Consider the following 25895-nt stretch of genomic DNA (forward strand, 5'->3'; position numbering starts at 1 on the left):
CCCGGGCAGCCGCGACAGCGCGGCCAGGTCCCGGACCGGGCGGGCCGAGATCACCGCGCACACCGTGCCCGGCAACTCCGCCAACTCACGCAGGGACCTCAGGGCCTCGGCCGCCGGGCGGGCGTCGGCCGCGGTGTGCGGGACGAGGGTCCCGTCGTAGTCGCAGGCCACCAGCAGGCGGTGGGTCCGCGCCAGGGCGGACACGCGGTCGCGCACGTCGGCGGGCAGGAGCACGGGCTCCTGGTGGGGCGCTCGGACACCCTGCACGGGGTCACCTCCGTCTGTCTGCGGGAAGCCGGCCGCGGGGGGCGGCCGGCGAAGCCAACGTAGAGCAGGGAAAGCACCCCCGGGCAGGGGTTTCACACGACCTTAGGGGTCGGTTGAGGAAGTCTTAAGGTACGGAGCATCTGCACGTGCATCAGGCCTGTGCGAGGGCGCGTACGGCGTCGCGTTCGGCGGGCAGGCCGAGCCCTTCCAGCAGGGCCGTGAACCCCGTGACGCGCGCCCCGGTCCAGGGCGGGGACGCGTCGGCGAGGGCCCGCAGGTATCCGCGCTGGGCCCGCGAGGGTACCGCGGGCACCCCGCCGGGGAAGGCCGCCTCCAGCATCGGCCCCAGGTCGGCCCGCGCGCCCGAGGCGGGGGTGAGCGGGGCCAGCGCGCGGAACACCGGCAGCATCCGCTCGGCGTCGTCCGGGCCGCACCGGCGGGCGGCCTCGCGCAGCAGGGTGACCCGCACCCCGTCCCGGCCCTGGAAGCGGGCGGGACGGTCGGCGAACCACGCCTCGGCCTCCCCCGGGTCGCGCACCGCGTCCAGGAGTTCGGTGAGGGCGGCCGGGTTGCCCCGCTGCCCCGGGGCCAGGGCCGCGCAGGCGCGGATGGCCGGGTCGGCGTGCGCGAGGAACTCGGCGGTGTCCCCGCCGGTCTCCCCCAGCACCAGGACGATGACCGCGCCCTCCTCGCGGGTCTCAGCTGTGTCGGCCGCCCCCGACAGGTCCGGGGCCCGGCCGCCCAGGCGGGCCAGGGCGCCGGCCGCCTCCACCGCGCGGATGCGGGTGGCGCCGTCGGGGCCGGTGAGGTGGGGGTGCACCGCCGCGTACAGCTCCGCGGCGGCGTCGCGCAGGGCGACGCCCGCGTCGTGGTACATGAGGGAGTCGAAGGCCTCGTCCTCCCAGATGTCGATGGCCTCGTCCTCGTCCTCGGAGCCGATCGCGGCGTACACGCGCTCGCGCTCGGGACCGGGCAGCACGGGGGGCGCGGGCTCGGCCAGGTGGCCGGCCACGGCCTCGGCGGCGTCGCGCAGGAAGCCGAGCAGCCGGGGCCGCAGGCCCGCGTCCAGGCGCGGGTCGGACAGGGCGCCCGCCACGAACCGGGCGGCCGGGACGGTCGCCGAGTACACGCTGCCCTGGTGGATGACCGCGGAGTAGAGGTGGCCCAGGGCGCGGTCGCGGTCGGCGGGGTCGGCGGAGAGCAGGAGGGACAGGTGCTCGGGCACGTCGGTGCCCAGCCCGTAGGCGTGGAAGGTGTGCTTCCAGTCGGTGGCGGTGAGTACGTCGTTTCCTGTGCTCATGTCTGGATCGTGGCAGCGCCCACCGACGTTTCCCGGCGCCGCGCCCCCCCGCGGGGGCGGCGCACCGCCCGCCCGGGGCCGCTCTCCACGGCGGTCGGGGCCGGCCCGGCGCGGGGCACCGCGCGCCGGGCCGGCCCCGGCCCCGCCGCTACCCCCGGCCCTGGTCGGGGACCAGTTCCAGGAACCGGTCCCACGCGATCCGCGGCCGGGCGAGCCCCCGCGCGCGGAGGTAGCGTGCGGTGGCCCGGCGGGCGTCGCGCAGGATGCGGAAGGTGTCGGAGGGGCGTCCGCCGCCCATGGGCTCGACCACCCTGTCCGGGACCAGGAGCCAGCGGTCGCCGTCGGCGCGCAGCGCGCCGCGGACGGAGGCGTTGCGCATGCCGTCGAGCGCCTCGTCGTGGCGGTGGACCAGGAGCGCGGCACGGCCCGGGACCGCCCCCTCGGGCGCCTGGACGGCGAACCCCTCGGCGGTGGCGGTGGGCCGCACCCGGGCCAGCAGCGGTTCGCCGTCGGCGCCGGGGGCGCCCAGGACGGCGCTGGGGAACTCCTGCACCAGGGCGGCGCCGAGCGGGCCGGGCGCGGGCACGGGCCCGCGGGGCGCGGCCCCGTCGAGCTGCCCGGCCAGCGGCGGGCGGACCTCGACCCGGTCCGGCACCACGGTGATGAACAGCCGCATGTAGTACCAGTCCATGAGCCACCGGCCGGGCGGCCGGAGGAACCCGCGGCTGTGCGGCTGGCGGACCAGGAGCGTGCGCCAGTACTCGGCGGCCTCGTCCGGGGCGGTGTGGATCCGCTCCGGGCAGGTCGCGGTGCCCGAGACGAACACCTGGGGAGGTGCTTCCAGGCCGCTGCCGGTGGGGTCGGAGAAGAGCAGGCCCACGCGGCCGTCGCGGCGGACGTTGCGGGCCTTCTGCGCGTAGGCGAGGGAGGTGGTCACGAGCAGGTGCCCGGTGTCCGGGTCCCGCCGGGCGGCGGTGGGCCAGGCCATCGGGGTCCCGTCCGCGGCGAGCGTGGCGAACTCGCAGCTCAGGTAGGAGTCGACGACGTCTGCGACCTCGGGGGCGAAGGGGGGCATGCGGGGGGTGCGTCCGTTCTTCGGGGGGCGGGGGCGGTGCGCCCCCGGTGTGCGCGGGCGCCGGCCGCGGACGGCCGGCGCCCGGGGCGACGCTACAGGGCGACGCCGAGCAGGGTGTCCGCGGTGGTGCGGGCCAGGGCCGGGGCGGAGGTGTCGGTGCCGCCGACGGTGAGCGCCTCCTGCGCCCAGGCGTCCACGGCGGCCAGGGCCCCCGGCGAGTCCAGGTCCTGGGCCAGCGCGGCGCGCACCGCGGCCAGCAGGGGGGCGGCGTCCGGCCCGGCGCCCAGGGCGAAGGCCGACCGCCACCGGTCGGCGCGGGCCAGCGCCCGGGTCAGGTGTTCGTCGGTCCACTCCCAGGCGCCCCGGTAGTGGTGGGTGAGCATGGCCAGGCGGATGACCGCCGGTTCCACGCCCTGTTCGCGCAGCTTGTGCACGAACACCAGGTTGCCCAGCGACTTGGACATCTTCTCGCCGTCCAGGCCGACCATGCCCACGTGCAGGTGGGCGCGGGCGTTGGGCCCCCCGGTGATACAGCGGGTCTCGGCGGCGCCCATCTCGTGGTGGGGGAAGACCAGGTCGTTGCCGCCGCCGTTGAGGTCGAAGGCCGGTCCGAGCCGGTCCAGGGCGATGGCGCTGCACTCGATGTGCCAGCCGGGGCGCCCCCGGCCCAGCGGGCTGTCCCAGGCGGGCTCGCCCGGGCGCTCGGCCCGCCACAGCAGCCAGTCCAGGGGGTCCTTCTTGCCGGTGCGGCCGGGGTCGCCGCCGCGCTGTCCGAACAGGTCGAGCATCTCGGCGCGGTCCAGGTGGCCGATCTCGCCGAAGTGCGCGGCCTCGGCGACGGAGAAGTACAGGTCGCCGTCGAGGTCGTAGGCGGCGCCGGTGCCGCGGATGCGGGCGGCCAGGTCGCTGATGAGGTCGACCGACTCGACGACGCCGACGTAGGAGGTCGGGGGGATGATGCGCAGGGCCGCCATGTCGTCGCGGAAGACGTCGATCTCGCGGTGGGCGAGGTCGCGCCAGTCGACGCCGATGGCCTGGGCCCGCTCCAGGAGCGGGTCGTCGATGTCGGTGGTGTTCTGCACGTAGTTCACGTCGTGCCCGGCGTCGCGCCACACCCGGTTGACCAGGTCGAAGGTCAGGTAGGTGAAGGCGTGGCCCAGGTGCGCCGCGTCGTAGGGGGTGATGCCGCAGGCGTACATCCCCGCCCGGGGCCCGGGGGCGGTCTCCCGTATCCGCTGGGCGGCCGTGTCGTGGAGACGCAGGGGGCCGCCGGTACCCGGCAGGGGAACGATGTCAGGCGCAGACCAAGAACGCATACCGGGAAGACTATCCGGACACCGTGTCGGCGAACGCCCAGGGAGGGGCGGTGCGGGCGGTGATGATCACCCCACGTCGGAGGGGAATCAAGGGGGTCAGCGGGGGGCGGCCAGGCCGTCGCGGTGCCGGGCCGCGATGAAGAGCGCGGCCAGCACGGCGGCGGTGCCGCACACGGCCGCCAGCGCCTCGTTGCCCAGCCGCCAGTGCACGAGGGCGCCGATGACCGAGACCACGTAGAAGAGCCAGTAGGCCCCGGCCTCCATGAGAACGCCGTTGCGCCCCTCCATCGCCTCCCCCTCCCGTTCACCGTCTCTGACGGAGACGCACCGGTCACGCAGGGGGTTGTCACAGATCGGCAACCGGGAACGTGACAGTGGTCATCGGTACGGAGTACCCGCGCAGGTCGGCGCCTTCACCCTGTCCTTTTCTGTGAAGGTTGGGACGGGTGGTGACTGTGGTGCTTTTTGTCCGGTTCTCACAGCCGAGGAGTGGCCGTCACCGGTGCGCCTGCGGCCCCGGAATGCGTGTCCGGGGCGGGGGCGTCGGGGGAAAACGCCCTCCCCGGCCCCGCGGCCCTCCGGCGCCGGGGCGGCCGGGCGGGCGCCGCCGGTGGTCCGGGGCGGCCGGAGCCGGTGTCCTGGTGTGCTGTGCCCCCGGCACCGGAGGCGCGGCGGGGCCCTGAGGGTCGCGGGCGCACCGGGGCCGCCACCGGGAGGGACACGACCTGGCGCGGACCGTGGGCGGGCGGGGACGCCGTCGGACGGGTAGCGCCCCCTGGAGGTGCGGCTTTCGGGCGGCGTCATCGCGGTTCATCGTCGTGGCCGGCCGGCGCCGGGCGGCCACCGCGTGCCGACGGCCCGCAGGCCGGGAGGAGTGAACCGCCGCGGGCGACCGGACGCCGACCCGGTGGACGCCGGCGGCACCCATGCGGCGGGCAGGGTCGCGAGGGCCGTACCCCTCGGCGGGACGACCACCCTCCGCGCGACGCAGGGCGCGGAGTGCCGCGGGGCGCACCGGCCGCCCGGAACGCGCCCGCCTCCGGGCGGTGCGGCCGGGCTCAGGGCCGGGCCGCGGCCTCCAGCTCCAGCAGGTCCAGGTCCTCGGCGGCCAGGGTCAGCGCCGGGTCGTCCGGGGCGCCGTACTCGGCCAGGTCGGCGCGGTGCGCGCGCAGCCCGCGGCGGGCCGAGCGCAGCTCGGCGGGGTCGGTCAGGGGCCGGGCGGCCAGCGGGCCGCGGCCCGAGAGCACGCCCTCGGCGGTGCGCAGCGTCCACTCCCAGCCGCCGGACCCGCCCTCCCGCCGGGCGTCGTCGAGGACGCCGATCGCCGCGGAGGCGCCGTGGTCGAGGCGGACCCAGCGGCCGACCAGGTCGGCGGGGTCGGCGGGGCACGGGTGAGACCGGACGGGGGTGGGCATGGCACTCATCTGCGGACCTTCCATCGGGGGACGGCTGACTCGGACGTTCGGCGCACCCGGGGTGCGGACCGACGCGGTGTCCGGGTTTTCGGTTCACCCTGAACACGTTGGCGCGGATCGCCTATGACGCGGTTTCGGAATTCTTTCGAGGGGATTTTTGTGGCGACCGCGTTGACGGGTCCCCTTCCGGTTCCCCGGGGAGGGCACCCCGAAACCCTTCGCCGAAAGTTGGGTAGGCTAACCTAACCTTCACCGGGCGCCCCCTGACGACACCCGGCCCTACCCCCTAGCCGGGAAGAGAGAGCGCAAACGTGAAGATCGTCAACCCCGAGCGCCGCGCCATGGTCCGCGCCCGCGTCGTCCGCACCGAGCGGACCACCCCGAACTTCGTCACCGTGACCCTGGGCGGCGAGGAGCTGGCGGACTTCGAGTACCTGGGCCTGGACCAGTGCGCCCGGCTGTTCCTGCCGCGCGAGGGCCAGGACCGGCTGCGCATGCCCGGCGGCTCGGGCAACGGCTGGATCGCGAACTACTACCTGATGCCCTCCGCGGAGCGGCCGCTGTTCCGCAACTACACGCCGCGCCGGTTCGACCCCGAGCGCCTGGAGCTGGACATCGAGTTCGCGGTGCACGGCGCGCAGGCCCCCGCCTCCGGGTGGGCGCTCCACGCCAAGGAGGGCGACGAGGCCGGCCTGTTCGCCGAGGGGTACTACTACCTGCCGAGCCCGGACGCCGACTGGCAGCTGCTGGTCGGCGACGAGAGCGCCGTCCCCGCGCTGCTGTCGATCCTGGAGCAGGCCCCGGCGGACCTGCGCGCGCAGGTGTACCTGGAGGTCCCCGAGTCCGCCGACATCCGCGAGGTGGCGGTCCCGGAGGGCGTGGACGTGCACTGGCTGCCGCGCGACGGCGGGGGCGGGGTGCCCGGGGAGCTGGCGCTGCGGACGGTGCTGGCGGCGGACCTGCCCGAGGGCGTGCCGTACTGCTTCGTGGCCGGGGAGCGGACGCTGCCGACGGCGCTGCGCCGGGAGCTGGTGCGCGAGCGCAAGGTGCCCAAGCGGCACATCTCGTTCATCGGGTACTGGCGGCACGGGACGGCCGCCTACAAGTGAGGGCGGGGGCGGGGCCGGGCGGCGCGCGCCCGGCCCCGCCCCGTCCGGGGTCCGCCGGCGACGGTATGCGGACTCTGCGAGAGCAGGTGCACGTGCAGACCGAAACCGGTTTCGGGCCGCGGCGGGACGGACCGCTGGGGCGCGGCCGGCCCGGGGCGGAACCGGTCCGAAACCGGGGGCGGCGCTCGGAACCGAGCCGGGGGCACCCGTCTTCGGGCCGACCGGGGGGTGCGCGGACCGCGGGATGCGGACGCCCCGGTCGGAGTGGGGGCGGTGGGTCCCGTGGGGCCGGAGGGACCGCACTTCGGGGACCGGGTCCCCAAAAAGACCGGACTCCACCCCTTGTTCGGGGTCACTTACCGAACGTAAAGTCACGTACCGATTCAGCGGGTCACCCGGCGACCACTCCCGGTCGCCGCGGCCGTGTCCGCCGCCCCGGCGGCACGACCGCTCCGTCCGATCCCCCGCCCCCGGGCGGGACGACCCCCGGAGTACCCATGCGCACTGAACGCAGCAGCAGAATCCGCACCCCCCTGGCCGTCGCGGCCGCCGTCGCCGCCCTGCCCGTCCTCGCCTTCGGCGCCGTCACGGCGGTCTCCGCTCCCGCCGCGCCCGCCGGAGCCGAACTGGCCTCCGCGGAGGCCGAGCAGGCGGCACTGATCTGGTCCGACGAGTTCGACGGGGCCGCTGGGAGCGCTCCCGACCCGGCCAACTGGAACCACGAGACCGGCGACCACGGCTGGGGCAACAACGAGCTCCAGAACTACACCGACAGCCGGGACAACTCCGCGCTGGACGGCAACGGCAACCTGGTCATCACCGCGCGCCAGGAGGCCGACGGCTCCTACACCTCGGCCCGGATCACCACCCAGAACAAGGTCCAGCCCGAGTTCGGCCGCATCGAGGCCAGCATCAAGATCCCGCGCGGCCAGGGCATCTGGCCCGCCTTCTGGATGCTCGGCGGGAACTTCCCCGGCACGCCCTGGCCCGACTCCGGCGAGATCGACATCATGGAGAACGTCGGGTACGAGCCCCACATGGTGCACGGCACCGTGCACGGCCCGGGCCACTTCGGCGGCGGCGGGATCACCGGCTCCTACACGCACCCGCAGGGCTGGTCCTTCGCCGACGACTTCCACACCTTCGCCGTCGACTGGGCGCCCGGGTCGATCACCTGGTCCGTGAACGGCGAGGTCTTCCACTCCGTCACCCCCGCCGACACCGGCGGCAACCCGTGGGTCTACGACCAGCCGTTCTTCATGATCCTCAACGTCGCCGTGGGCGGCGAGTGGCCCGGCTACCCCGACGGGACCACCCAGTTCCCGCAGGAGATGGCCGTGGACTACGTGCGGGTCTACTCGCTCGACGGCCAGGGCTCGGTCTAGGACCGGGCCCGGCCCGGGGCGAGGTTCCGGCGCCCCGGCCCCCGGCCACCCCTCTCCGAACCCGCTGAATCAGCCGCCCGCCGGTCCCACGACCGGCGGGCGGTGCGCGTCGCGGGCACGAACGGACCGAACACCACGCCCACGGGCGCGCGGACCGAAAGAGATCGGATCCCCCCTCTTGTTTCGGACCCTTAACTAAACGTAAAGTCACTTAACGATTCAGTGGGTTACACCGCGACCGCGTTCGGTCGCCACGGCCGTGTCCGCCGCCCGGCGGCCCGGCCGCTCCGTCCGCTCCCCGCCCCCGGGCGGGACCATCCCCCGGAGTACGCCCATGCGCACCAAACGATTCCGCACCCCCCTCTCCGTCGTGGCGGCCGTCGCCGCCCTCGCCCTCCTGGTCCCCGGCACCTCCGCCGCGGCCCCCGCCCCCGCCGCACCGGCCGAGGCCGCGCCCGCGGCGGCCGCCCAGGCCGCGCTGGTCTGGTCGGACGAGTTCAACGGGGCCGCTGGGAGCGCTCCCTCGGCCGCCAACTGGAACCACGAGACCGGCAGCCACGGCTGGGGCAACAACGAGCTCCAGAACTACACGAACAGCCGCGCCAACTCCGCCCTGGACGGCAACGGCAACCTGGTCATCACCGCGCGCCGCGAGGCGAACGGGACCTACACCTCGGCCCGGATGACCACCCAGAACAAGGTCCAGCCCCACTTCGGGCGGGTGGAGGCGCGGATCAAGATCCCGCGCGGCCAGGGCATCTGGCCCGCCTTCTGGATGCTCGGCGGGAACTTCCCCGGGACCCCGTGGCCGAACTCCGGCGAGATCGACATCATGGAGAACATCGGCCGGGAGCCGCACCTGGTGCACGGCACCGTCCACGGTCCCGGGTACTCCGGCGGCGGCGGGATCACCGGCTCCTACATGCACCCGCAGGGCTGGTCGTTCGCCGACGACTTCCACACCTTCGCCGTCGACTGGGCGCCGGGCTCCATCACCTGGTCGGTCAACGGCAACCCGTACCACACGGTCACCCGCGCCAGCACCGGCGGCAACCAGTGGGTGTTCGACCAGCCGTTCTTCATGATCCTCAACGTGGCGGTCGGCGGGAACTGGCCCGGCTACCCCGACGGCAGCACCCAGTTCCCCCAGCAGATGACCGTGGACTACGTGCGCGTGTACTCGCTGGACGGCGGGGGCGGCGGCGGGACCGGCACCATCACCGCCTCCAACGGGATCTGCCTGGACGTGGCCGGCGCGGCCAACGCCGACGGCACCCCGATCCAGCTCGCCCACTGCAACGGCAACCAGGCCCAGCAGTGGACGGTGGGCTCCGACGGGACCGTGCGCGCCTACAACCGCTGCCTGGACGTGTCGGGCGGCAACACCGCCGCGGGCACCCGGGTGCAGCTGTGGACGTGCAACGGCTCCGGCGCGCAGCAGTGGCAGCGCACCGACGGGCAGGGGCTGCGCAACCCGCAGTCCGGACGGTGCCTGCAGCCGGTGGGCCGGGTGCAGAACGACGGGGCCCGGACGGAGATCGCCAACTGCGACGGCAGTGCGGTCCAGCGCTGGAACCTGCCCTGACGGCCTGACCCGCGCCCCGGGCCGTCCCGGGGCGCGGCACCACCCGTGACGATCCACTGAATCGCCCGGCCCGCCGGCCCTCCCGCCGGCGGGCCGTCCGCGTTCCCGGACCGGGGCGTCCGCGGCCCCGGTCAGGGGGCGGGGTCGGCGGTGAGAGAGGAGGGGCGCACGCCCCGCCAGGGAAGGTGCGAGAAGCCGGGGGCGAAGAAGAGGAAACGGTCGTCGCCGCCCAGGCCGGCCAGGACGGTGTCGGCCAGGACCAGCCCGTCGTCGCCCCAGGCGTGCGGGTCGGCGGCGCGCGCGGCCCGCAGCTCCGCGGGGTCGACCGAGGGCTCCGCGTTCCAGCCGACCGCGGCCGCCCGGTACCCATGCATCGCCCGGAGCAGGTCGTACAGGGCGCGGCCGAGCGCGGTGTACTCGGCGGCGGTCAGCGCCGTGCGCGGCCGGTCCCCGTCCAGCGCCGTCCCGGAGCCGACCCCGCGCGGGACCACCGACAGCTCCACCCGGCCGGAGGGGTCGGTCCACGGCAGCGGGGGGTGCGGCGCGATCCGGTGGGGACCCGCCGCGAGCGGCCCGGAGGCGGCGGCGACGGCCGCCGCCGCGCGGGCGGCACGGAGATCGCCGCCGAAGTCCGCCACCAGCCCGAACACGAGTGCCACGGCCGCCTCCCGCCCCGATCGGCCGCCGGCCCCGCGGCGGCGGTCCGGTGCCGTCCGGACCCCGCCCGCCGGGGACGGCGGATTTGTTCCCGCAGCCTCGCACACCGCGGCCCGGCGCGGGCGGGCGGCGCCGCCCGGTACGGACCGGTGCGGGGGCGGGTGCGCCGGGTGGGGGCGCCCTCCGCCCGGGCGAACCCCCGCGGGCCGGTCCCCCGGCGGCCGGACCGTACGCGCGCCCGGCTCGGAGGCCGGGCCCGCCCGGGCACCGCCGCGCCGCGCGCCGCTCCCCCGCGGGCCGGTGGGTCCGACGTCACACCCGGAAAAGGGCGGTTACCGGGAAGTAGACCCCCCCGGTCACCGGTTGTGCCAGTGTCGCCGGACATGTCCGGCTGCCCCGGGCGACGGAGCCCGCGCCCCCGCACACCGACGCAGCCCCCCGGTCCACTCCACAGCCGTTCAGAGAGGCCCGTTCACCATGCCCTTGGCCCTGCTCGCCCTCGCCGTAGGCGCGTTCGCCATCGGGACCACCGAGTTCGTCATCATGGGCCTGCTGCCGGAGGTCGCCGCAGGCCTCGGCGTGAGCATCTCCCACGCCGGATACCTCATCTCCGCGTACGCCCTCGGCGTCGTCGTCGGCGCCCCGCTGCTCACCGCGATGGCCACCCGGCTGCCGCGCAAGGCCGTCCTGATCCTGTTCATGGGACTGTTCGCCGTGGGCAACCTGGCCACGGTGCTGGCCCCGACCTACGAGACCGTGTTCGCCTCCCGGGTGGTCGCCGGCCTCCCGCACGGCGCGTTCTTCGGCGCCGGGGCGCTGGCCGCCGCCCAGATGGCCGGGCCCGCCCGGCAGGGGCGCGCGGTCGCCCGCATGTTCCTGGGCCTGACCGTCGCCAACATCATCGGCGTGCCGGTGGGCACCCTGCTCGGCCAGGAGATGGGCTGGCGGGCCGCCTTCCTGGTGGTGACCGCGATCGCGGTGGTGGCCATGGTCGGCATCGCCGTGTTCGTGCCCCGGCTGGAGCGCACCGGCAGCGGGCGGCTGATGCCCGAGGTGCGGGCGCTGGGGAACACCCAGGTGCTGCTGGGGCTGCTGGCGGCGGTGTTCGGCTTCGCCGGGGTGTTCGCCGTGTACAGCTACATCGCGCCGATGATGACCGAGCTGGCCGGGATGACCGGCGGCGGCGTGACCGTGGTGCTGGCGCTGTTCGGCATCGGCATGACGCTGGGCTCGCTGGTGGTGGGCCCGCTGGCCGACCGGGCGCTGCGGCCCACGATCTACGTCGCGCTGGGGGCGCTGGCGGTGGTGCTGGCGCTGTTCACGCTCACCGTGCACAACCCCTGGACCGCGATGGCGTCCGTGGTGGTGCTGGGCGCGGTCGGGTTCGGTGTGACCACGCCGCTCCAGCTGCTGGTGATGAACAAGGCGGGGGCCGCCCCGACGCTGGCGTCGGCGGCCAACCACTCCGCGTTCAACCTCGCCAACGCCGGCGGGGCCTGGCTGGGCGGGCTGGGGATCTCCGCGGGGCTGGGGCTGTCGTCCCCGGCGGCGATCGGCGCGGTGCTGGCCGTGGCGGGCCTGGGGATCGCGGTCACGGCCGGGTTCCTGGACCGGGGTGCGCAGGCGGGACCGGCGGCACCGGCGGCGGGGTCCGCGGACGCCTCCGCACGGGAGTCCTCGCGCGTCTCCTGACCTGCGGCGGACCGCCGGGCGGACGGGCTTCCGCAGCGGAGCGGCACCACGGCGGCCGGGCCGGTTCCCGGCCCGGTCCGGGTCGCGCTCTCAGCGGCGGACCGCGGCCCCCAGCCGGGCGATCGCCCCGCGCAGCCGCGCGGGTCCGTGGCCCGCGTACGCGATGACCAGGCCCGGCGGCCCGGGGGCGGTGCGGTGCCGCGACAGCGGCTGCACCGCCACCCCCGCATGCTCGGCGCGGGCGACCGCCTCCCGGTCGTCCACCCCCTCGGGCAGCAGCACCAGCAGGTGCAGGCCCGCCGCCACCCCCAGGATCGGACGGCCCGGCAGGTGCTCGCGCACCGCCGCCACGGCGGCGTCCCGGCGGACGCGGTGGCGGGCCCGCATGGTGCGCAGGTGGCGGGCGAGGGTCCCGTCCCGGAGCAGCAGCGCCAGGGCCAGCTGGGGCAGCGAGGGCGAGCCCAGGTCGGCCGCCCAGCGTGCCCGGACCACGTCCTCCAGCAGGTGCGGGGGCGGCACCAGCCACCCCGCGCGCAGGGCCGGGGCCAGGGTCTTGGACAGGCTGGAGGTGTGCGCGACCAGGTGCGGGTCCAGCCCGTGCAGGGCCCCCACCGGCGAGCGGTCGTAGCGGTACTCGGCGTCGTAGTCGTCCTCGATCACCAGGCCCTCGCGGGCGCGCGCCCAGGCCAGCAGGGCGCGGCGGCGCGGCGCGGACAGCACCACCCCGGTCGGGAACTGGTGGGCCGGGGTGACCAGCACGGCGCGGGCGTCCGTGGCGGCCAGGGCGGCGGGGTCGACGCCGTCCCCGTCCACCGGGACGGGGACGGTGGAGCCGCCGGTCCAGTGGTCGAGGATGGCGCGGTTGCCGTCGGCTCCGGGGTCCTCGCAGGCGATGTCCCCCATCCCGCGGGCGCGCAGCACCTGCGCCAGGATGCTCAGCGCCCCGGTGACGCCGGCGGTGACGACGATCTGCCCGGGGGCGGCGCGCACCCCGCGCGAGCGGGCCAGCCAGGCGGACAGCTCGGCGCGCAGCTCCGGCGTGCCCTGCGGCGGGGCGTAGCCCAGGGAGCGGGCGGTGGCGGTGGACAGGACCTCGCGCTCGGCGCGCAGCCAGGCGGCGCGGGGGAAGGCGGCCAGGTCGGGGACGCCGGTGGCCAGGTCGACGACGTCGGCCGCGAAGACCGGCGGCTCCCAGGTCCCGGACGGCGCGGCGGCCGGGGCGCGGACGGGCCGGGCGGCCACGGCGGTCCCGGCGCCCCGGGCGGCGGTGAGCAGCCCCTCCTCGGTGAGGCGCTGGTAGGCCTCGACCACGGTGCCGCGGGCCACGCCGAGTTCGGCGGACAGGGCGCGGGTGGGCGGGAGCCGGGACCCCACCGGCAGGACCCCCGCGGCGACCGCGGCGCGCAGGGCGGCGGCCAGCCACTCGGTGCGCCCGCCCCGGGGCACGGCGGAGGCGTCCAGTTGCAGGAAGTCCGAGCCCCGCGCCATCTCGCCGCCCTCCCTGCCCCGCCCGGGTCCGGTCCCCGCGCGGCACTTGCTCTCGGAGCCGCGTCCCGCGGAGTCGGCCCCGACGGCTTGGTCCACTCGGAACGGACGCCGTTGGTCCTGTTCGTCGGACCATACCGGGTCCAGGGTGGAGGCGTGCAGAAGACACCTTCCCTCTCTCCGGCCCCGTCCATCCCCTCCGCACCGGCGCCGTCGTCCTGGTGGGGCCTGGGCCCCGCGCTGGGCGGCATGGCCCTGATGGGCAGCAGCGTCGCCGTGATCGGCGCGACGGCGGACATGCCCGCGTTCGTCGTCCAGGCGGCGCGCTACGCCGTGGCGGCGCTGGCGGTCGTCGCCCTGGCCCGGGTGTTCGCGCGGCGGGTACCGCTGCCGCGCGGGCGCGACGTGCTGTGGGTGGTGGCGGGCGCCCTGTCCGGGCTGGTGGGGTTCAACCTGGCGCTGATCGTGGGCACCGCCCACGCCGAACCGGCGGTGCTCGCGGCGGCGGTGGCGTGCATCCCCATGGTGCTGTCGGTGGCGGGGCCGCTGACCCGGGGGGAACGGCCCTCCGCCCGGATCGTGGCGGGGGCGCTGGTGGTCAGCGCGGGCGCGGTGGCGGTGACGGGGTGGGGGCACGCCGACATGGTCGGGGTGCTGATGGCGCTGTCGCTGATCGCCCTGGAGGCGGGGTTCACCCTGTTCGGGGCGCCCGCGCTGCCCCGGATGGGGGCGTGGGGCTACACGGCGGCGACCACGGTGACGGCCGCGCTGGTCTTCGGGGCGCTGTCGCTGGTGGTCCACCCGGCGGGGTGGGCGACGGCCGCCGACCCGGCGGTGCTGGGCGCGGTGTTCTACCTGGGGGCGATCGCCACGGCCCTGTCGTTCGTGCTGTGGTTCACGGGGGTGGAGCGCATCGGCGCGGGCGCGGCGAGCCTGGCCGCCGGGGCGGCGGCGCCGACGGCGGCCCTGGTGGCGGCGGCCCTGGGCGCCCCGCTGCCCTCGCTCGGGGCGTGGATCGGCATGGCGGTGATCGGCGCAGGCCTGGCGGTCGGCTTCGCGCCCCCGCCCCGCCGGGCCCGGCGGGCCCGGCCGACCCCCTGAGCCCGCGCGGCGGGGACCGCGCCGCCCGGCGCCGCACCGCACGGCCGGCGCGGCGGCGGGCGGGCCCTGCCGGGCACTCCCGGGCACGCCGCCCGGGGCTTGGCACCGGGGCGGCGCCCGGGCGCGGCACCGCGTGTGCGCGTTCGGGCACGGTGCGGAGTCCGCATGTGGACAACGCCCGCCGCGCAGGCGTTCCGGGATGTACCGTGGCCCTGCCCCTCCCCCTGCACCGGGTCCGGCGCCCCGCTCCCGCCCCGTCACACCGTGAGGACCCCGCGTGCACCCCCTCACCCCCGACGACCCCCGCAGCGTCGGACCCCACCGGCTGCTGGCCCGCCTGGGCTCGGGCGGCATGGGCGACGTCTACCTCGCCCGCACCCCCGGCGGCGACCTGGCCGCCGTGAAACTCGTCAAGGACGACCTCGCCCACGACCCCGGGTTCCGCGCCCGGTTCGCCCGCGAGGTCCGCGCCGCCCGCCGGGTGGCCGGCCCCCTCACCCCGGCGGTGGTGGACGCCGACACCGACGCCGACGTGCCGTGGATGGCCGCCGAGTACGTGCCGGCCCCCACCCTCAAGGAGGCGGTGCGCGAACACGGGCCGCTGCCCCCGGAGTCGCTGCCCGTGCTGGCCGCCGGGCTGGCCCGCGCCCTGGAGGCGGTGCACGCCGCCGGGCTGATGCACCGCGACCTCAAGCCCGGCAACGTGCTGCTGTCCCCGCGCGGCCCGCAGGTGATCGACTTCGGGCTGGCCCGCGCGGTGGAGGGCACGGTGCTGACCCGCACCGGGCAGACCTTCGGCACCCCCGCCTACACCTCGCCCGAGCAGATCACCGGCGGGGAGGCGTCCCCGGCGAGCGACGTGTTCTCGCTGGCCGGAACGGTGCTGTTCGCCGCCTCCGGGGAGCCGCCGTTCGGGTTCGCCGCCCCCGAGGAGACCCTGCACCGGATCCTGTCGCGGGCGCCGAACCTGGAGGCGGTCCCCGAGGGCCCGCTGCGCGACCTGCTGGCCCGCTGCCTGGCCAAGGGCCCCGAGCACCGCCCGGACACCGCCGCGATCCTGGCCGAGCTGGCCGACGTGCCGGTGCCGGAGACCGCGCACGCGTGGCTGCCCGACCCGGTGACCGAGGACGTGCGCCGCCTGCGGGAGCGCGGGGACGGCGGGACCGCGGGGCGGGCCCGGTGGCGGCGGACCGCCCTGGCGGCGGGCGCCGCGGCGGCGGCCCTGGCGCTGGTGGCCGGGGGCGGCCACGCGCTGACCGCGCTGCCGTGGCGGGGCGGGCCGGGCGAGGGGGCGGGCGGTTCCGGCGGGGACCCCGCCGCGGGGGCGCGGACCGGGGAGGGGGCCGCCGACACGGCCTTCGACTCCGGGGAGTACAAGGGGTCGCTCACGTCCGCCGAGGACGTGGGCTTCTCCCCCGACGGGGAGCGGGTGTACGTCACCGGCTCCCTCTACCTCGCCGTCTGGGACTGGCGGGCGGGCGAGATCACGGACTTCGTGGACCCCTCCCCCTCGGAGGCCGTCGCCAACGCCGACGGCACCGTCGCGGCGGTCCACGCGGACGGGGTGGGACGGGCCCACCGCGACCGGATCGAGATCCTCCGGGACGACGCCGGCACGCTGACCCTTGAGGACACCCTGGTCTACGAGGAGCAGCGCACCAACCCCCGCGTCCCCGCCCTGTCCGCCGACGGCACCCGGGTGGCGGTCGTGGCCAACGAACCGGACGGGGATGTGATCGAGCACGTGGTGCACGTGTGGGACGTCGCCGCTGCCGAACGCGTCCTCACCATCCCCCTGCTGGGACCGGACGCGTTCACCTACGTGTTCGACCTGGAGTTCACCGCGGACGGCGGGATGCTGGTCGGGACCGTCGGCGACGACCTCGACCGGGTGCTGGGGGTCGCCGTGTGGGACGCCGGCACCGGGGACTGGGTCCACTACTTCGAGGGCCCCGGCGGCCTGGACTTCGCCCCGCACCCGTCCGACCCGTCGGTGCTGGCCCTGCTGGAGGACACCGACCGGATGCGCCTGGTCGACCTGGGGACCGGCACCACCCTGCGGGACCTGGGACGCATCGGCGAGGACGGTCCGGACGTGGAGTTCCACCCCGCGTTCTCCTCCGACGGGGAACGGCTGTACGCCGGCGTGGAGGCCCCCTCGGAGGGCACCGACCTGCTCGGCACCGTGTGGGACACCGCCACCGGCGAGGTCCTGCGCGACGGCGACGCCCTGCTGCCCGGCCCCCTGGACGCGGGCCCGCGCGACGAGTTCGTCGCCGTCCTGGACACGTACTCGAACCAGGTGCTGGTCCTGGACGGCGGGAACCTCACCGTCCTCAACGAGCTGTACTGAACGCCGGACCGGAACGAAGGCCCCATGCGCGCACTCTCCCCGGAAGACCCCCGCTCCCTCGGCCCCTACCGCCTGCGCGCCGTGCTCGGCGCGGGCGGCATGGGCCGCGTCTACCTGGGCGCCGACTCCGGCGGCACCCTGGCCGCGGTCAAGGCGGTGCGGGCGGAGTACGCCTACGACTCCGGGTTCCGGGCGCGGTTCGCCCGCGAACTCGACCTGTACCTGCGCGCCCGGGGCCCCTTCGTCCCGCGAGTCCTGGGCGGCGACCCCGCCGCCCGCGTCCCGTGGATGGCCACCGGGTACGCGGCCGGCCCCACCCTGCACGACCTGGTCCGGGAGACCGGACCGCTGACCGGGGAAGCGGTGCGTTTCCTGCTGCGGGCCGTCGCGTCGGCGCTGGAGGGCGTACACGCGGGCGGCCTGGTGCACCGCGACCTCAAGCCCGGCAACGTGGTGGTCACCGGGGCCGGGCCGCAGGTGATCGACTTCGGGCTCTCCCGGGTGCTGGAGGAGCCCGGCGGCGGGGGCGGGCAGGAGGCCGGTGAGGAGGAGACCCTGGTGGCCGGGACCCCCGGCTACGCCGCCCCCGAGCAGTACGGGGGCGCGGAGGCCTCCCCGGCCACGGACGTGTTCGCGCTGGCGGGGACCGCCGTGTACGCGCTCACCGGGACCGGGCCCTTCGGTGAGGGGCACCCGTCGGCCGTGGTCTACCGCATCACCCGGCTGGACCCGGACCTGGCGTCCGTGCCCGGGGACCTGCGCGACCTGCTCGCCCGGTGCCTGACCAAGGACCCCGGGGACCGGCCGTCGACGGCCGGGGTGCTGGAGGAGCTGGGCGGTCCGGTCGAGCCCGCCGCGGGGGCGCGGGACTGGCTCCCGGAGGCGGCGGCACGGGCGGTGGAGGAGGCCGCGGGGGAACACTCCGCATACGTGTCCGGGCGCCCGCGGCGCCCGGCGGGCACGGGCCGCCGCCGGGGCCCGTGGGCGGTCGGCGCGGGTGCGGCCGCCCTGGTCCTGGTCGCGGGCGCGGGGGTGTGGGCGGTCTCGGGCCGGGACGGCACCGCACCGGCGGGCACCGGAGGGGACACGCGCCAGGGCGGGGCGGGCGTGTGCTCGCGGCCCGGGGACTTCGCGGCACAGTACGCCGGTGCGGCCAGGGAGGAGCCGCGGGTGCCGGGAGAGGACACCTACGACCTCGACATGGCCGTCTTCCCCCGGCTCGCCTTCGTGGCGGGGGGAGGACTGCTGGCCGTCTCGCACCCGTCCGGGGTCGCCCTGTGGGACTGGGAGGCGGGAGAGGAGGTCGCCTACGTGGGCGCGGACCTGCCCGACTTCGCGGGGACCCCGACGGTGAGCCCGGACGGGTGCCGCTTCGCCTACTTCTCCACCGGGGGCGGAATGCACGTCTTCGACCTGCGCAGCGGGGAGCGGGACGTGTACGCCGAGGATGTGGTCGGCGACCCCTTCGGCTTCGACGTCCTGGTGTTCTCCCCCGACGGCGGGGAGGTCACGGTCGGCCCCGGCGGGACCCGCAGGATCGATCTGGAGACGGGTGAGGTCACCGAGGTCTGGGAGGAGTCGGCGGAGTGGGCCGCGTACTCGCCGGACGGCGCGCACCTCGCGCTGAACCGTGCGGACCTCGTCGCGGTGCTGGAGACCTCGACCGGCCGGGAGGTGTTCCGCGGGGAGGACGTCCTGGAGGCGGCACGCGGCTCGGTGGCGCTGCCCGGCGACGGAGCCGACCTGCTCTACCTGACCCGCGACGGTGTCGTGCACATCGACTACCGGGCGGGCGGCGAGCCCCGGGTCCTGCGCCCCGACGGCGATCCGCCCCACCTGTTCGAGGAGATGGTCGTGGTGCCCGGAGCGGACCTGTTCCACGTGGTGTACGACGCGAACTTCATCCTCGGGTCCAGCGGGCGGCGGATCACCTGGGACCTGTCCACCGGCGAGGAGGTGACCACCGGGGCGGACACCGCGGGCGAGGCGGACGTCCGGACCCTGGCGGCCCACCCGGGGGGCGTGGTGCTGGCGGTGCTGCCCTGGGAGGCGACCACCGTCCGCATCGTCGACGCCGCGACCGCGGACGTCCTGGACGAGATCGGCTGAACGGAGAGGAACCGGATGCTCCCCCCGCACCCGCACGACCCGCCCTCCGTGGGCCCCTACCGGCTGCTCGGCAGACTGGGCGCCGACGACACGGCCCACCGCCACGTCGGGCGGGCCCGGGGCGGCACACGGGTGACCCTCGTGCTGCTGCGCCCGCGGCGGGCCACCGACCCGGCGTTCCGTGCCGCGTTCGCGGACCGGGTCCGGGCCCTGCGGGGACTGCGCAGCCGGTACGTGTGCCGGCCGGTCGGCGCCGACACCCGCGGGGCGGTGCCGTGGGCGGCGTTCGCGCGCCCGGAGGGCGGCACCCTCGCCGACCTCGTGGAACGGCACGGGGGCGCGCTGCCCGCGGAGCGGTTCGCCGCCGTGGCGGCGGCGCTGGCCGCGGGCCTGGCCGACCTGCACGCGGCGGGGGTCGCCGCAGGGCCGCTGCGGGCGGAGGGCGTACTGACGCCGCCGGGCGGCGCGGTGCTCGCGGAGGCGGTGTGCGCCGAGCCGTCCGCCGGGCCCGCACAGGACGTGCGGCACTGGGCGGACCTGATGACCGCCGTGGCCGGTGACGCCGGGGTGCCGCCGCGCCTGCGGACCCTGGTCGAGGGGTGCGCGCACCCCGACCCCGCGCTGCGGCCGAGCGCGCGCGAGCTGGTGCGGATGCTGGAGGGGGCGGATCCGGCACCGGAGACGGGGGACGGGCCGGCCGCCGGAAGGCGCCCGGGCGGGCGGGTTCTGGCGGCGGCGACCGCCGGCGTGCTGGCGGTGGCGGCGGTGGCCGCCACCGCGTTCGTGGCCGCCCGGGAGGACCGGGCGGAGTCCGCCGGCGCCCCGGGGGACGCGGTCGCCGACTGCACCGGGGCGCAGGGCTTCGCCCCCGACGGGGAGCGGAGCCTGGAGGACGCGGAGGTCTTCTCCCACCTGCGGTTCTCACCCGACGGCGACCTGCTGGCGATGCACACGCCGGAGGACGAGCTGAGCGTGTGGGACTGGCGGGAGGACCGGGAGGTCGCCCGCCCCGACGTGGAGGTCTCCAGGCTCGGCGGCCTCGCCTTCGTACCCGGCGGGTGCGAGATCGCGACCGTCGTCATGGAGCCGGAACCACGGCCGGGGGACGAGTACCCGACACCGGTGGGCCAGGTCCTCGACCTGGTCTCGGGCACGGCCGCCGACCACGGGGTCAGGGGGATGGCCGGCGGCCCCTCCCCCGGGCCGCCGCCGGGCGCGACCGGGATCGCGGTCTCCCCCGAGGGGCTGATCGCGCTGTCCGGACTGGACGCGGGCACGAGGACCCAGATCGTCGACGGCGGGACCGGGGAGGCCGTCACGACCTTCGAGACCCCGGGGGGCACGCCCGTGTTCCTCGACGAACGGCGTCTGCTCCTGGGCGCCTTCGGCGGCTCCGCCGAGGAGCACGTCACGCTCTGGGACGTGCGCACCGGCGAACGCCTGCACACGATCCGTCCGGTGGCCGACGCGGTGTTCGCTCCCGTCCCGGGGACCGACCAGGTCGTCTACGCCCACGGGGGCGAGGTCGTCGTGTGGGACGTCGCCGCCGGTGAGCGGGTCGACGCGTTCGATATGGAGGACGCGGGTGAGCTGCGGGCGCCCTGGGTCCGCGAGATCGTCGTGGACCCCTGGCTGGGCCGGGTGTACGTCATGTGGTGGGACTCGGACCCGCGGGACTACGAGGCGGAGGCGGATTCGTACAGCGGGGCGTGGGACCTGGAGAGCGGGGAGAACCTGCTGCCCCGGGACCAGGAGCTGTGGCACGTGGCCCCGCACCCGAGCGGCGAGGTCGTCGCGGTGACGGCACAGGACACAGGCGTGCGCCTCCTCGACCCCCACACCTGGGAGCCGGTCGAAACGCCGTGAGCGGGCGGCGCCCGGTCCCCCCGGCCCGCTCCGGCCCCTGCGGGCGCAGGGCTGTTTCATTCTTGGTGGGTGGTGACGTTGGTGCTGGTCAGCGAGAATGAAGAAGCCCTGACCTGGCCCGGGTTCCCCGCCCTGCTCCGGCTCCGTGAACTCCGACTCGTCACCAGCGTCCTACCGGTCCTCAACACCAGCCCCGGCCTGCGAATCCAGTGGCAACACCGCATGGACACCCTCCGCCACGGCGACACCACCACCCACTGCTCCACTTACCAATAGGCAGCACCGGATGCGTCGGGTGACGGAGGGCGGCCCCACGTGTTCTTCCAACTCGCAGACGGACAGGGAAACTACCACCAACCCACAACGATCAACTGTCTAATGATTTCCGCCAAAGTCGCCAATCCCGTAACAAAAAGCGCAACCCCCAATGCAACCCAAACCAGGGAAGACATCGCCCTATTAGTCGAGTCAATTCGGCCCCCACGAGATTTCTCCCATGCCCTCAACATGAATGGAACAAGAAAGAGGGAAGACCTTTGAATTTCACCCCAATTCCTCCAGCTTCCATATCCAGAAGCCACCAGCAGGCCCCCTAGAAACATAAGGATCGCAGCCAAGACTAGATATCCCAGCATCTATTTCCCCTCACCAACCAGGACCACCAGGGAAAACAGGAGGAATAAAGGCATCGCCCAAGGCCTCAAAACCCCCCTCTCCTCCCTAGCGGAGACAGGAATCTTGTGCAAATCCAGACCACCCATGCCCCAATCGGCGCCAACCTTCAACCCAAAGCCCGCCTCGAGCATTCCCCTAGCGCCGCGCGTGACGTTCGTCCCATTTTCTCTTACCGTTTGGGTTGCAAAACATCCGCCAAGTTTATAAGCGGCACATGCACCAGGAGAAAAAGGCCCGACACCCCTCGGATCCATGTGGGAATATCCTCCATACCATCCGGCTCCAACGCCAATACCTCCAACAGTTGTAGAAATTACCCCATCATGAAACTCAACAGCCCCACACACGACCATGCAGCAGGAACCACCAACTACCGCATGGTCATAGAAATGTCCGGGCACTTCCTTTTTCCAATCCCATATGGCATCCTGCAACGCCTGCGCCTTCTCATCAAAAATCTGTCCGCCATTTTTTGTTGAATCCGGCTGCACATAAGCAGGCATGGGGGCACTGCGACAGCTCGAGTAACCATTCCTGCAACTCTTGGCCGTCCCCTTAACCCAGCTCACTCGATAACTGGATTTCGACAAAACACGAGTCCTATACCGACTCTTGATATTGTACGAGTAGCGCGTTGTAACAGAAGGCCAGCGCTCCACGTCGGTGGTCTTCCACGCCGCCCGACACCACGACGCGACCGTGGTCGCCGGCACCCGATCCGAAGCAAAGGAGCCGAGACAGGCGCCTTCACCACCGATGCCCTGCACACGGTCTCCCCCACGCCACCTACCTGCTCCAACGCGGCGCCCACCACCTGATCTACGTCAAGGGCAACCGCCCCACCCTGCACGAGCAACCGGCCGCCCTGCCCTGGAACGAGGTCCCCCCTCGCCCACGATGAGGGACCCGTCCACGCCCACGGACGGGAAGAGCGCCGCTTGCTCAAGGTCACCACGGTGAGCGGGCTGGCCTTCCCCGGAGCACGCCAGGTGGTGCGCATCGAGCGCTGCCGCCGCAGGCACGGCACCGTCAAGGGCAGCCGCGAGGTGGTCTTCGCCGCCACCGACCTGGACGCCCACCAGGTCTGCCCCGCGGAAGTGGCCGCCCATGCCCCGGGCACTGGACGGTGGAGAACCGAGTGCACTACGTGCGGGACGTGACCTTCAAAGAAGACGCACGCCGCACCCGCACCGGGGCGGCTCCGGTCGTGCTGGGATGCCTGACCGACATCGTCCGCCAGGCGCTGGCGCCACGGGGTGGAAGAACCTCGTGTCCGAGCGCAGAGCCCACACTCATCCGGACAAGGTCTTCGATCTCCACGGCATCAGCCGAGACCAGTCTGCATGGATCTGAAACGCGAGAACTCCGGGGCCCTGACTGCCGGGGAGAGGGTTCCCCCGAGCGCCAAAGATCAGGAGACCCTGTTCTGACTGGAATGGACCCTTGGCATGGGTGTTCGCGCTGCAGGCTGGCGCCGTTGTGTTGTTACCCCTCGCAGGGGCGATTGAGGATGCGGGAACCTCCCCCCAGAAAACGAAGGTGATTTCCAGCACAAGTCACCCAAAAACACCCCCGAGATCAGAAATTTAACAAATTAACCCCAAAGAAGTCCATTGATTGCAACCACAAATCCACAGAGAACGATCAAGGTAAAAATAACATGTAGGACAAAGTAAGAACCCCCTCCAAGGGAATACATCTTTCCATCGCCCCCTCGAATGATGCCAAGAAAAACAGCCCTTGCCGATTCGACAACCATGACAAATGTGACACCTATAGCCGGAGCCCCCAAGAGGAAGACGAACAAAAAGAACGACTCTCTATTCCCACCCAAATGCAAACCACTCGGCGCCACCTGGTAAAGAATCTCAGCAACCAGAACAAGCGGAAGGATATAGAGCAGCGTCAGGACCATGTCCAAAAAGAATAGCTCCTTTGCGTCTCGGATATCAACGCCGCTAAATCGAGCATTCCTCCTCATTCTCACCAAGAGGGATCCCAGACCCTGCAGTCGCGGAAAAATCCTTACGAAGAGAATCTCAGAGAGACGTCGCGTGCCGTACTCAGAAAATCTTTTATCCTCAGCCATGAGACCCAATTGAAAGCACATCCACCCAAAATATGAAAACCAGCCAGCCCCAGACCCGATCAGACCACTCTACCCCCAACTCCAACTCGGATCCTCAACAGCCCTGGCAGTTGTCACAAAATCGTGCGCCGAGCCGACCATGGAAACATTTTCCTAAACGACGTCATGCTTATACACAACCGTGGCCATGTCACCCTTAGAGCTCATCTCAAAAGCCCTGCGAGGTGGCCCTGCGCCTGGCATGATCACGTGCTGTGAGTGATGTGTTGCCCGATGGGCTCTGGGAGATCGTCCAGCCCCTGCTGCCACCCGCACCGAAGACCGGCCGCCCCCGAGTCGACCAAAGAGCCGTGTTGACCACGGTGCTGTTCGTCCAGGCCTCCGGCTGCTCCCGGGAGAAGGCCGACGGCCTGTCCGGCGTCACCCGCGCCACCGCCCACCGCTGGTTCCAGACCTGGACCGAGGCGGGCCCGTGGCCCACGATCCACCGCACCATCCTGGACGAGCTGGGCACACGCGCCCCGCTGGACTGGTCCCGCGCCACCATCGACTCCCAGTCAATTCGCGCCAAGAGAGGGGGAGAAAACGGGGCCAAACCCCACCGATAGGGGCAAACCCGGCCCCAAGCTCCACCTGCTGTGCGACAACCAGGACCTGCCGCTGACCTGCGCGATCTCCGCGGCCAACGTCAACGACACCGAAGCACGCAAGCCCCTGGTCCGAGGTATCCCCGCGGTGCGATCGCGGCGAGGCCCCCGGAGAAGGCGTCCGGCCAAGCTCCACGGCGACAAGGCCTACCACTCCCGGGCCCAGCGCCGCCGACTGCGCGAACGCGGCATCGCAGTGCGCCTGGCCCGCACCGGCACCGAGTCCTCCCGACGCCTGGGCCGGCACCGGCACAAGATCGAGCACTCCATCGCCTGGCCGGGCCCCTACCGCAGATTGAACGTGCGCCGGGAACGCAAGGCCTCCACCTTCCTGGCCATGCTCGGCATCGCCCGCATACTCATCTGCTACAAGCACCCGACCAAGCACGCTGATGGCTTTTGAGATGAGTTCTCAGCGACCAGAAAGGCGACCAATCAAGGCCGAAACCCTCGCTTGACCGACAACGCGATCCCCTTCCCTGATGTTATCCAAATTAACACGTTCAAGGACATCAAAAATCAGCCTTTGCATCTCATGCTCTTCGCAAAAGAATGAAGAACCAGGATTGTTATTATCAAATTGACCCATGGCGGTGAGGCACACATGACCACAACTCAATGCAGCCTCAATATTTTTTTCAGAGCGCAATAATGCGGCATGGCGCGCAGCAAGGACAGCATAAAAGCAATACGTGTCGATAACGGAAGATACTTCCACGTCTCCCGGCCGCATCTCAGCGAACTCTTCCAACCTGCCGACAGCACGCGCGAAATACTCGTCATCGGAATCCGAGACCCAGAGCCGGTCGAGGAGTTCGACAAAAATATCTAGATCCTCTTCACGCCCGCCCACCGGCCCACGGAGAGCAATAAAAATCGGCGCCATCCTCTCTACGCAGCTTGCAGAAAAATCATATGCGCACTCCAGCGTTCCGCTGCGAAGAAAATCAACTACTTCTGACTCCACCAACATTTCAATCACATCCTCACCGGAGCTCAAAACTACGCTGACGCGTGGTAGTCACTCCACTCCCGTCAAAAACTGGACCCCTCATAGCTCCGCCAAATTCACGAATCCATGGATGGCAGCGATTCCGACAGACGTTCCGAGAAGTGCCGCCCGCAATAAGCGAATACCCGTTCGCCTGCATATAGAGGAAGATGTTCTGATCTGCATGGGTCTCCGCAATGTTCGGCACATGCATCTCCCCCTTAGGAAGAGGCACTGACATTTGCCCTGGAGTTAGTCCATCACCAGCGCCGGAAATCAAATCAACCTGATGACCACTCGGAGTGCCAGCTCGAACTACAGCCACAGTATTTACATTTTTTCGAACATATTCATCGGGTTCAGCCATCCAGATCTGCTCTGCACGAGCAGAGAACTGACAGTTATGGCTGAGAAGATCAATCTCCCCTGCACGCACATAGTACGTGTGGAGGTCTTGGACGGTGAGGTTGTAGACCCGCTCGGACTCGGTCCAGGTGCGGGTGCCGGTGATCTGGACCAGGGTGCCCTCGGAGGACAGGAACCACATCCCCGGAACCAGGTCGACGGCGTCGACCCACTCACCCAGCAACGGCACCCAGAAGGGGTGACCGTCCGTGGCAACGATCGCATCGCCCAGCACCATCGGCCCCGGCCGGGAAGGCCCGTCAGGCAACTCGCCCTCGCCCAGAGTGCCAGCGTCGACCTGCGTGGTGGTGTCCACGGTGATCTCGACCAGGGTCTTGGCACCCTCACCCACGATCGTGGCCAAGACCGTGCG

The 25895-nt window shown here is 73.1% G+C and carries 23 protein-coding genes and 1 pseudogene; 12 read left to right on the plus strand and 12 right to left on the minus strand.

Annotation, left to right across the window (positions count from 1 at the left end):
* From BUE45_RS30085 to BUE45_RS30110, 6 genes are all read right to left on the minus strand, one after another.
* A partial coding sequence (locus BUE45_RS30085) for a trehalose-phosphatase (protein ID WP_245833592.1) occupies positions 1 to 267 on the minus strand: 267 nt, incomplete at its 3' end.
* A 151-nt stretch (positions 268 to 418) separates the two neighbouring features.
* Positions 419 to 1567, minus strand: coding sequence for a hypothetical protein (locus BUE45_RS30090; protein WP_073384314.1), 1149 nt, complete (start codon positions 1565 to 1567; stop codon positions 419 to 421).
* Between the two features lie 148 nt (positions 1568 to 1715).
* Positions 1716 to 2642 carry a pyridoxamine 5'-phosphate oxidase family protein gene (locus BUE45_RS30095; RefSeq protein WP_073384315.1) on the minus strand — a complete coding sequence of 309 codons (927 nt, stop codon included), beginning with the start codon at positions 2640 to 2642 and terminating at the stop codon, positions 1716 to 1718.
* A gap of 92 nt (positions 2643 to 2734) precedes the next feature.
* The gene (gene mshC, locus BUE45_RS30100; RefSeq protein ID WP_073384316.1) at positions 2735 to 3958 is read right to left on the minus strand and encodes a cysteine--1-D-myo-inosityl 2-amino-2-deoxy-alpha-D-glucopyranoside ligase; all 1224 of its coding nucleotides are present in this window, start codon (positions 3956 to 3958) and stop codon (positions 2735 to 2737) included.
* A 96-nt stretch (positions 3959 to 4054) separates the two neighbouring features.
* Positions 4055 to 4246: a hypothetical protein gene (locus tag BUE45_RS30105; RefSeq protein ID WP_073384317.1), complete on the minus strand. Its 192-nt coding sequence runs from the start codon at positions 4244 to 4246 to the stop codon at positions 4055 to 4057.
* A gap of 770 nt (positions 4247 to 5016) precedes the next feature.
* Positions 5017 to 5382 carry a hypothetical protein gene (locus BUE45_RS30110; RefSeq protein WP_073384318.1) on the minus strand — a complete coding sequence of 122 codons (366 nt, stop codon included), beginning with the start codon at positions 5380 to 5382 and terminating at the stop codon, positions 5017 to 5019.
* A 332-nt stretch (positions 5383 to 5714) separates the two neighbouring features.
* On the opposite strand from BUE45_RS30110, the gene BUE45_RS30115 reads away from it, so the two are divergent.
* From BUE45_RS30115 to BUE45_RS34155, 4 genes and pseudogenes are all read left to right on the plus strand, one after another.
* The gene (locus BUE45_RS30115; RefSeq protein ID WP_073384331.1) at positions 5715 to 6482 is read left to right on the plus strand and encodes a siderophore-interacting protein; all 768 of its coding nucleotides are present in this window, start codon (positions 5715 to 5717) and stop codon (positions 6480 to 6482) included.
* A 497-nt stretch (positions 6483 to 6979) separates the two neighbouring features.
* Positions 6980 to 7867, plus strand: a complete 888-nt coding sequence (locus BUE45_RS30120) for a glycoside hydrolase family 16 protein (RefSeq protein WP_073384319.1) — start codon at positions 6980 to 6982, stop codon at positions 7865 to 7867.
* A 334-nt stretch (positions 7868 to 8201) separates the two neighbouring features.
* A pseudogene (locus tag BUE45_RS30125) lies at positions 8202 to 9053 on the plus strand (glycoside hydrolase family 16 protein); the annotation flags it as partial.
* Positions 9042 to 9452 (plus strand): ricin-type beta-trefoil lectin domain protein, encoded by a 411-nt coding sequence (locus BUE45_RS34155; protein ID WP_449406670.1) that lies wholly within the window; start codon positions 9042 to 9044, stop codon positions 9450 to 9452. The pseudogene BUE45_RS30125 and the gene BUE45_RS34155, both read left to right, overlap by 12 nt.
* A gap of 131 nt (positions 9453 to 9583) precedes the next feature.
* Here BUE45_RS34155 and BUE45_RS30130 read toward each other — a convergent pair whose 3' ends face one another.
* Positions 9584 to 10111, minus strand: coding sequence for a hypothetical protein (locus BUE45_RS30130; RefSeq protein ID WP_073384321.1), 528 nt, complete (start codon positions 10109 to 10111; stop codon positions 9584 to 9586).
* Between the two features lie 475 nt (positions 10112 to 10586).
* Here BUE45_RS30130 and BUE45_RS30135 point away from each other — a divergent pair, with 475 nt between their 5' ends.
* Positions 10587 to 11801: an MFS transporter gene (locus tag BUE45_RS30135; RefSeq protein ID WP_073384322.1), complete on the plus strand. Its 1215-nt coding sequence runs from the start codon at positions 10587 to 10589 to the stop codon at positions 11799 to 11801.
* A gap of 90 nt (positions 11802 to 11891) precedes the next feature.
* On the opposite strand, the gene pdxR is transcribed toward BUE45_RS30135, so the two are convergent.
* Positions 11892 to 13289 carry a MocR-like pyridoxine biosynthesis transcription factor PdxR gene (gene pdxR, locus BUE45_RS30140; RefSeq protein WP_073384332.1) on the minus strand — a complete coding sequence of 466 codons (1398 nt, stop codon included), beginning with the start codon at positions 13287 to 13289 and terminating at the stop codon, positions 11892 to 11894.
* A gap of 153 nt (positions 13290 to 13442) precedes the next feature.
* Here pdxR and BUE45_RS33970 point away from each other — a divergent pair, with 153 nt between their 5' ends.
* From BUE45_RS33970 to BUE45_RS30165, 5 genes are all read left to right on the plus strand, one after another.
* Positions 13443 to 14387, plus strand: coding sequence for a DMT family transporter (locus tag BUE45_RS33970; RefSeq protein ID WP_073384323.1), 945 nt, complete (start codon positions 13443 to 13445; stop codon positions 14385 to 14387).
* Between the two features lie 277 nt (positions 14388 to 14664).
* Positions 14665 to 16740 (plus strand): WD40 repeat domain-containing serine/threonine protein kinase, encoded by a 2076-nt coding sequence (locus tag BUE45_RS30150; protein ID WP_073384324.1) that lies wholly within the window; start codon positions 14665 to 14667, stop codon positions 16738 to 16740.
* A gap of 24 nt (positions 16741 to 16764) precedes the next feature.
* Positions 16765 to 18849, plus strand: a complete 2085-nt coding sequence (locus BUE45_RS30155; protein ID WP_073384325.1) for a WD40 repeat domain-containing serine/threonine protein kinase — start codon at positions 16765 to 16767, stop codon at positions 18847 to 18849.
* 15 nt (positions 18850 to 18864) lie between these two features.
* Complete coding sequence (locus BUE45_RS30160) at positions 18865 to 20715, plus strand: WD40 repeat domain-containing protein kinase family protein (RefSeq protein ID WP_073384326.1); 1851 nt, start codon at positions 18865 to 18867, stop codon at positions 20713 to 20715.
* A 69-nt stretch (positions 20716 to 20784) separates the two neighbouring features.
* Entirely contained in the window at positions 20785 to 20991 is a 207-nt protein-coding gene (locus tag BUE45_RS30165) for a hypothetical protein (RefSeq protein ID WP_178378700.1), read from the plus strand.
* Positions 20992 to 21350: 359 nt separating this feature from the next.
* On the opposite strand, the gene BUE45_RS32190 is transcribed toward BUE45_RS30165, so the two are convergent.
* Positions 21351 to 21893 (minus strand): hypothetical protein, encoded by a 543-nt coding sequence (locus BUE45_RS32190; protein WP_143173530.1) that lies wholly within the window; start codon positions 21891 to 21893, stop codon positions 21351 to 21353.
* Positions 21894 to 22328: 435 nt separating this feature from the next.
* Here BUE45_RS32190 and BUE45_RS30170 point away from each other — a divergent pair, with 435 nt between their 5' ends.
* Entirely contained in the window at positions 22329 to 22550 is a 222-nt protein-coding gene (locus tag BUE45_RS30170; RefSeq protein ID WP_073384328.1) for a hypothetical protein, read from the plus strand.
* A 434-nt stretch (positions 22551 to 22984) separates the two neighbouring features.
* On the opposite strand, the gene BUE45_RS32195 is transcribed toward BUE45_RS30170, so the two are convergent.
* Positions 22985 to 23305 carry a hypothetical protein gene (locus BUE45_RS32195; RefSeq protein ID WP_143173531.1) on the minus strand — a complete coding sequence of 107 codons (321 nt, stop codon included), beginning with the start codon at positions 23303 to 23305 and terminating at the stop codon, positions 22985 to 22987.
* A gap of 428 nt (positions 23306 to 23733) precedes the next feature.
* Here BUE45_RS32195 and BUE45_RS32200 point away from each other — a divergent pair.
* Positions 23734 to 24529 (plus strand): IS5 family transposase gene (locus BUE45_RS32200; protein ID WP_143173532.1). Its coding sequence is split into 2 segments (ribosomal slippage): positions 23734 to 24065 and positions 24064 to 24529, totalling 798 coding nucleotides; the frame shifts between segments, so codons are not numbered across the junction.
* A 9-nt stretch (positions 24530 to 24538) separates the two neighbouring features.
* Here the strand turns inward: BUE45_RS32200 and BUE45_RS32205 are convergent.
* Both BUE45_RS32205 and BUE45_RS30185 read right to left on the minus strand, forming a co-directional pair.
* Positions 24539 to 25108 carry a hypothetical protein gene (locus BUE45_RS32205; RefSeq protein WP_143173533.1) on the minus strand — a complete coding sequence of 190 codons (570 nt, stop codon included), beginning with the start codon at positions 25106 to 25108 and terminating at the stop codon, positions 24539 to 24541.
* Positions 25109 to 25112: 4 nt separating this feature from the next.
* Positions 25113 to 25895 (minus strand): polymorphic toxin-type HINT domain-containing protein (locus BUE45_RS30185; protein WP_218619610.1); only part of this gene is annotated, 783 nt, incomplete at its 5' end.

It is taken from the genome of Nocardiopsis flavescens (genome assembly GCF_900141985.1).
GTDB lineage: Bacteria > Actinomycetota > Actinomycetes > Streptosporangiales > Streptosporangiaceae > Nocardiopsis > Nocardiopsis flavescens.

Bases quoted from the DNA above. Each gene is read 5' to 3' on its own strand.
- BUE45_RS30090 (WP_073384314.1), bottom strand. From the start codon at position 1,567: ATGAGCACAGGAAACGACGTACTCACCGCCACCGACTGGAAGCACACC.
- BUE45_RS30095 (WP_073384315.1), bottom strand. From the start codon at position 2,642: ATGCCCCCCTTCGCCCCCGAGGTCGCAGACGTCGTCGACTCCTACCTG.
- mshC (WP_073384316.1), bottom strand. From the start codon at position 3,958: ATGCGTTCTTGGTCTGCGCCTGACATCGTTCCCCTGCCGGGTACCGGC.
- BUE45_RS30105 (WP_073384317.1), bottom strand. From the start codon at position 4,246: ATGGAGGGGCGCAACGGCGTTCTCATGGAGGCCGGGGCCTACTGGCTC.
- BUE45_RS30110 (WP_073384318.1), bottom strand. From the start codon at position 5,382: ATGAGTGCCATGCCCACCCCCGTCCGGTCTCACCCGTGCCCCGCCGAC.
- BUE45_RS30115 (WP_073384331.1), top strand. From the start codon at position 5,715: ATGGTCCGCGCCCGCGTCGTCCGCACCGAGCGGACCACCCCGAACTTC.
- BUE45_RS30120 (WP_073384319.1), top strand. From the start codon at position 6,980: ATGCGCACTGAACGCAGCAGCAGAATCCGCACCCCCCTGGCCGTCGCG.
- BUE45_RS30135 (WP_073384322.1), top strand. From the start codon at position 10,587: ATGCCCTTGGCCCTGCTCGCCCTCGCCGTAGGCGCGTTCGCCATCGGG.
- pdxR (WP_073384332.1), bottom strand. From the start codon at position 13,289: ATGGCGCGGGGCTCGGACTTCCTGCAACTGGACGCCTCCGCCGTGCCC.
- BUE45_RS30155 (WP_073384325.1), top strand. From the start codon at position 16,765: ATGCGCGCACTCTCCCCGGAAGACCCCCGCTCCCTCGGCCCCTACCGC.
- BUE45_RS30160 (WP_073384326.1), top strand. From the start codon at position 18,865: ATGCTCCCCCCGCACCCGCACGACCCGCCCTCCGTGGGCCCCTACCGG.
- BUE45_RS32190 (WP_143173530.1), bottom strand. From the start codon at position 21,893: ATGCCTGCTTATGTGCAGCCGGATTCAACAAAAAATGGCGGACAGATT.
- BUE45_RS32195 (WP_143173531.1), bottom strand. From the start codon at position 23,305: ATGGTCCTGACGCTGCTCTATATCCTTCCGCTTGTTCTGGTTGCTGAG.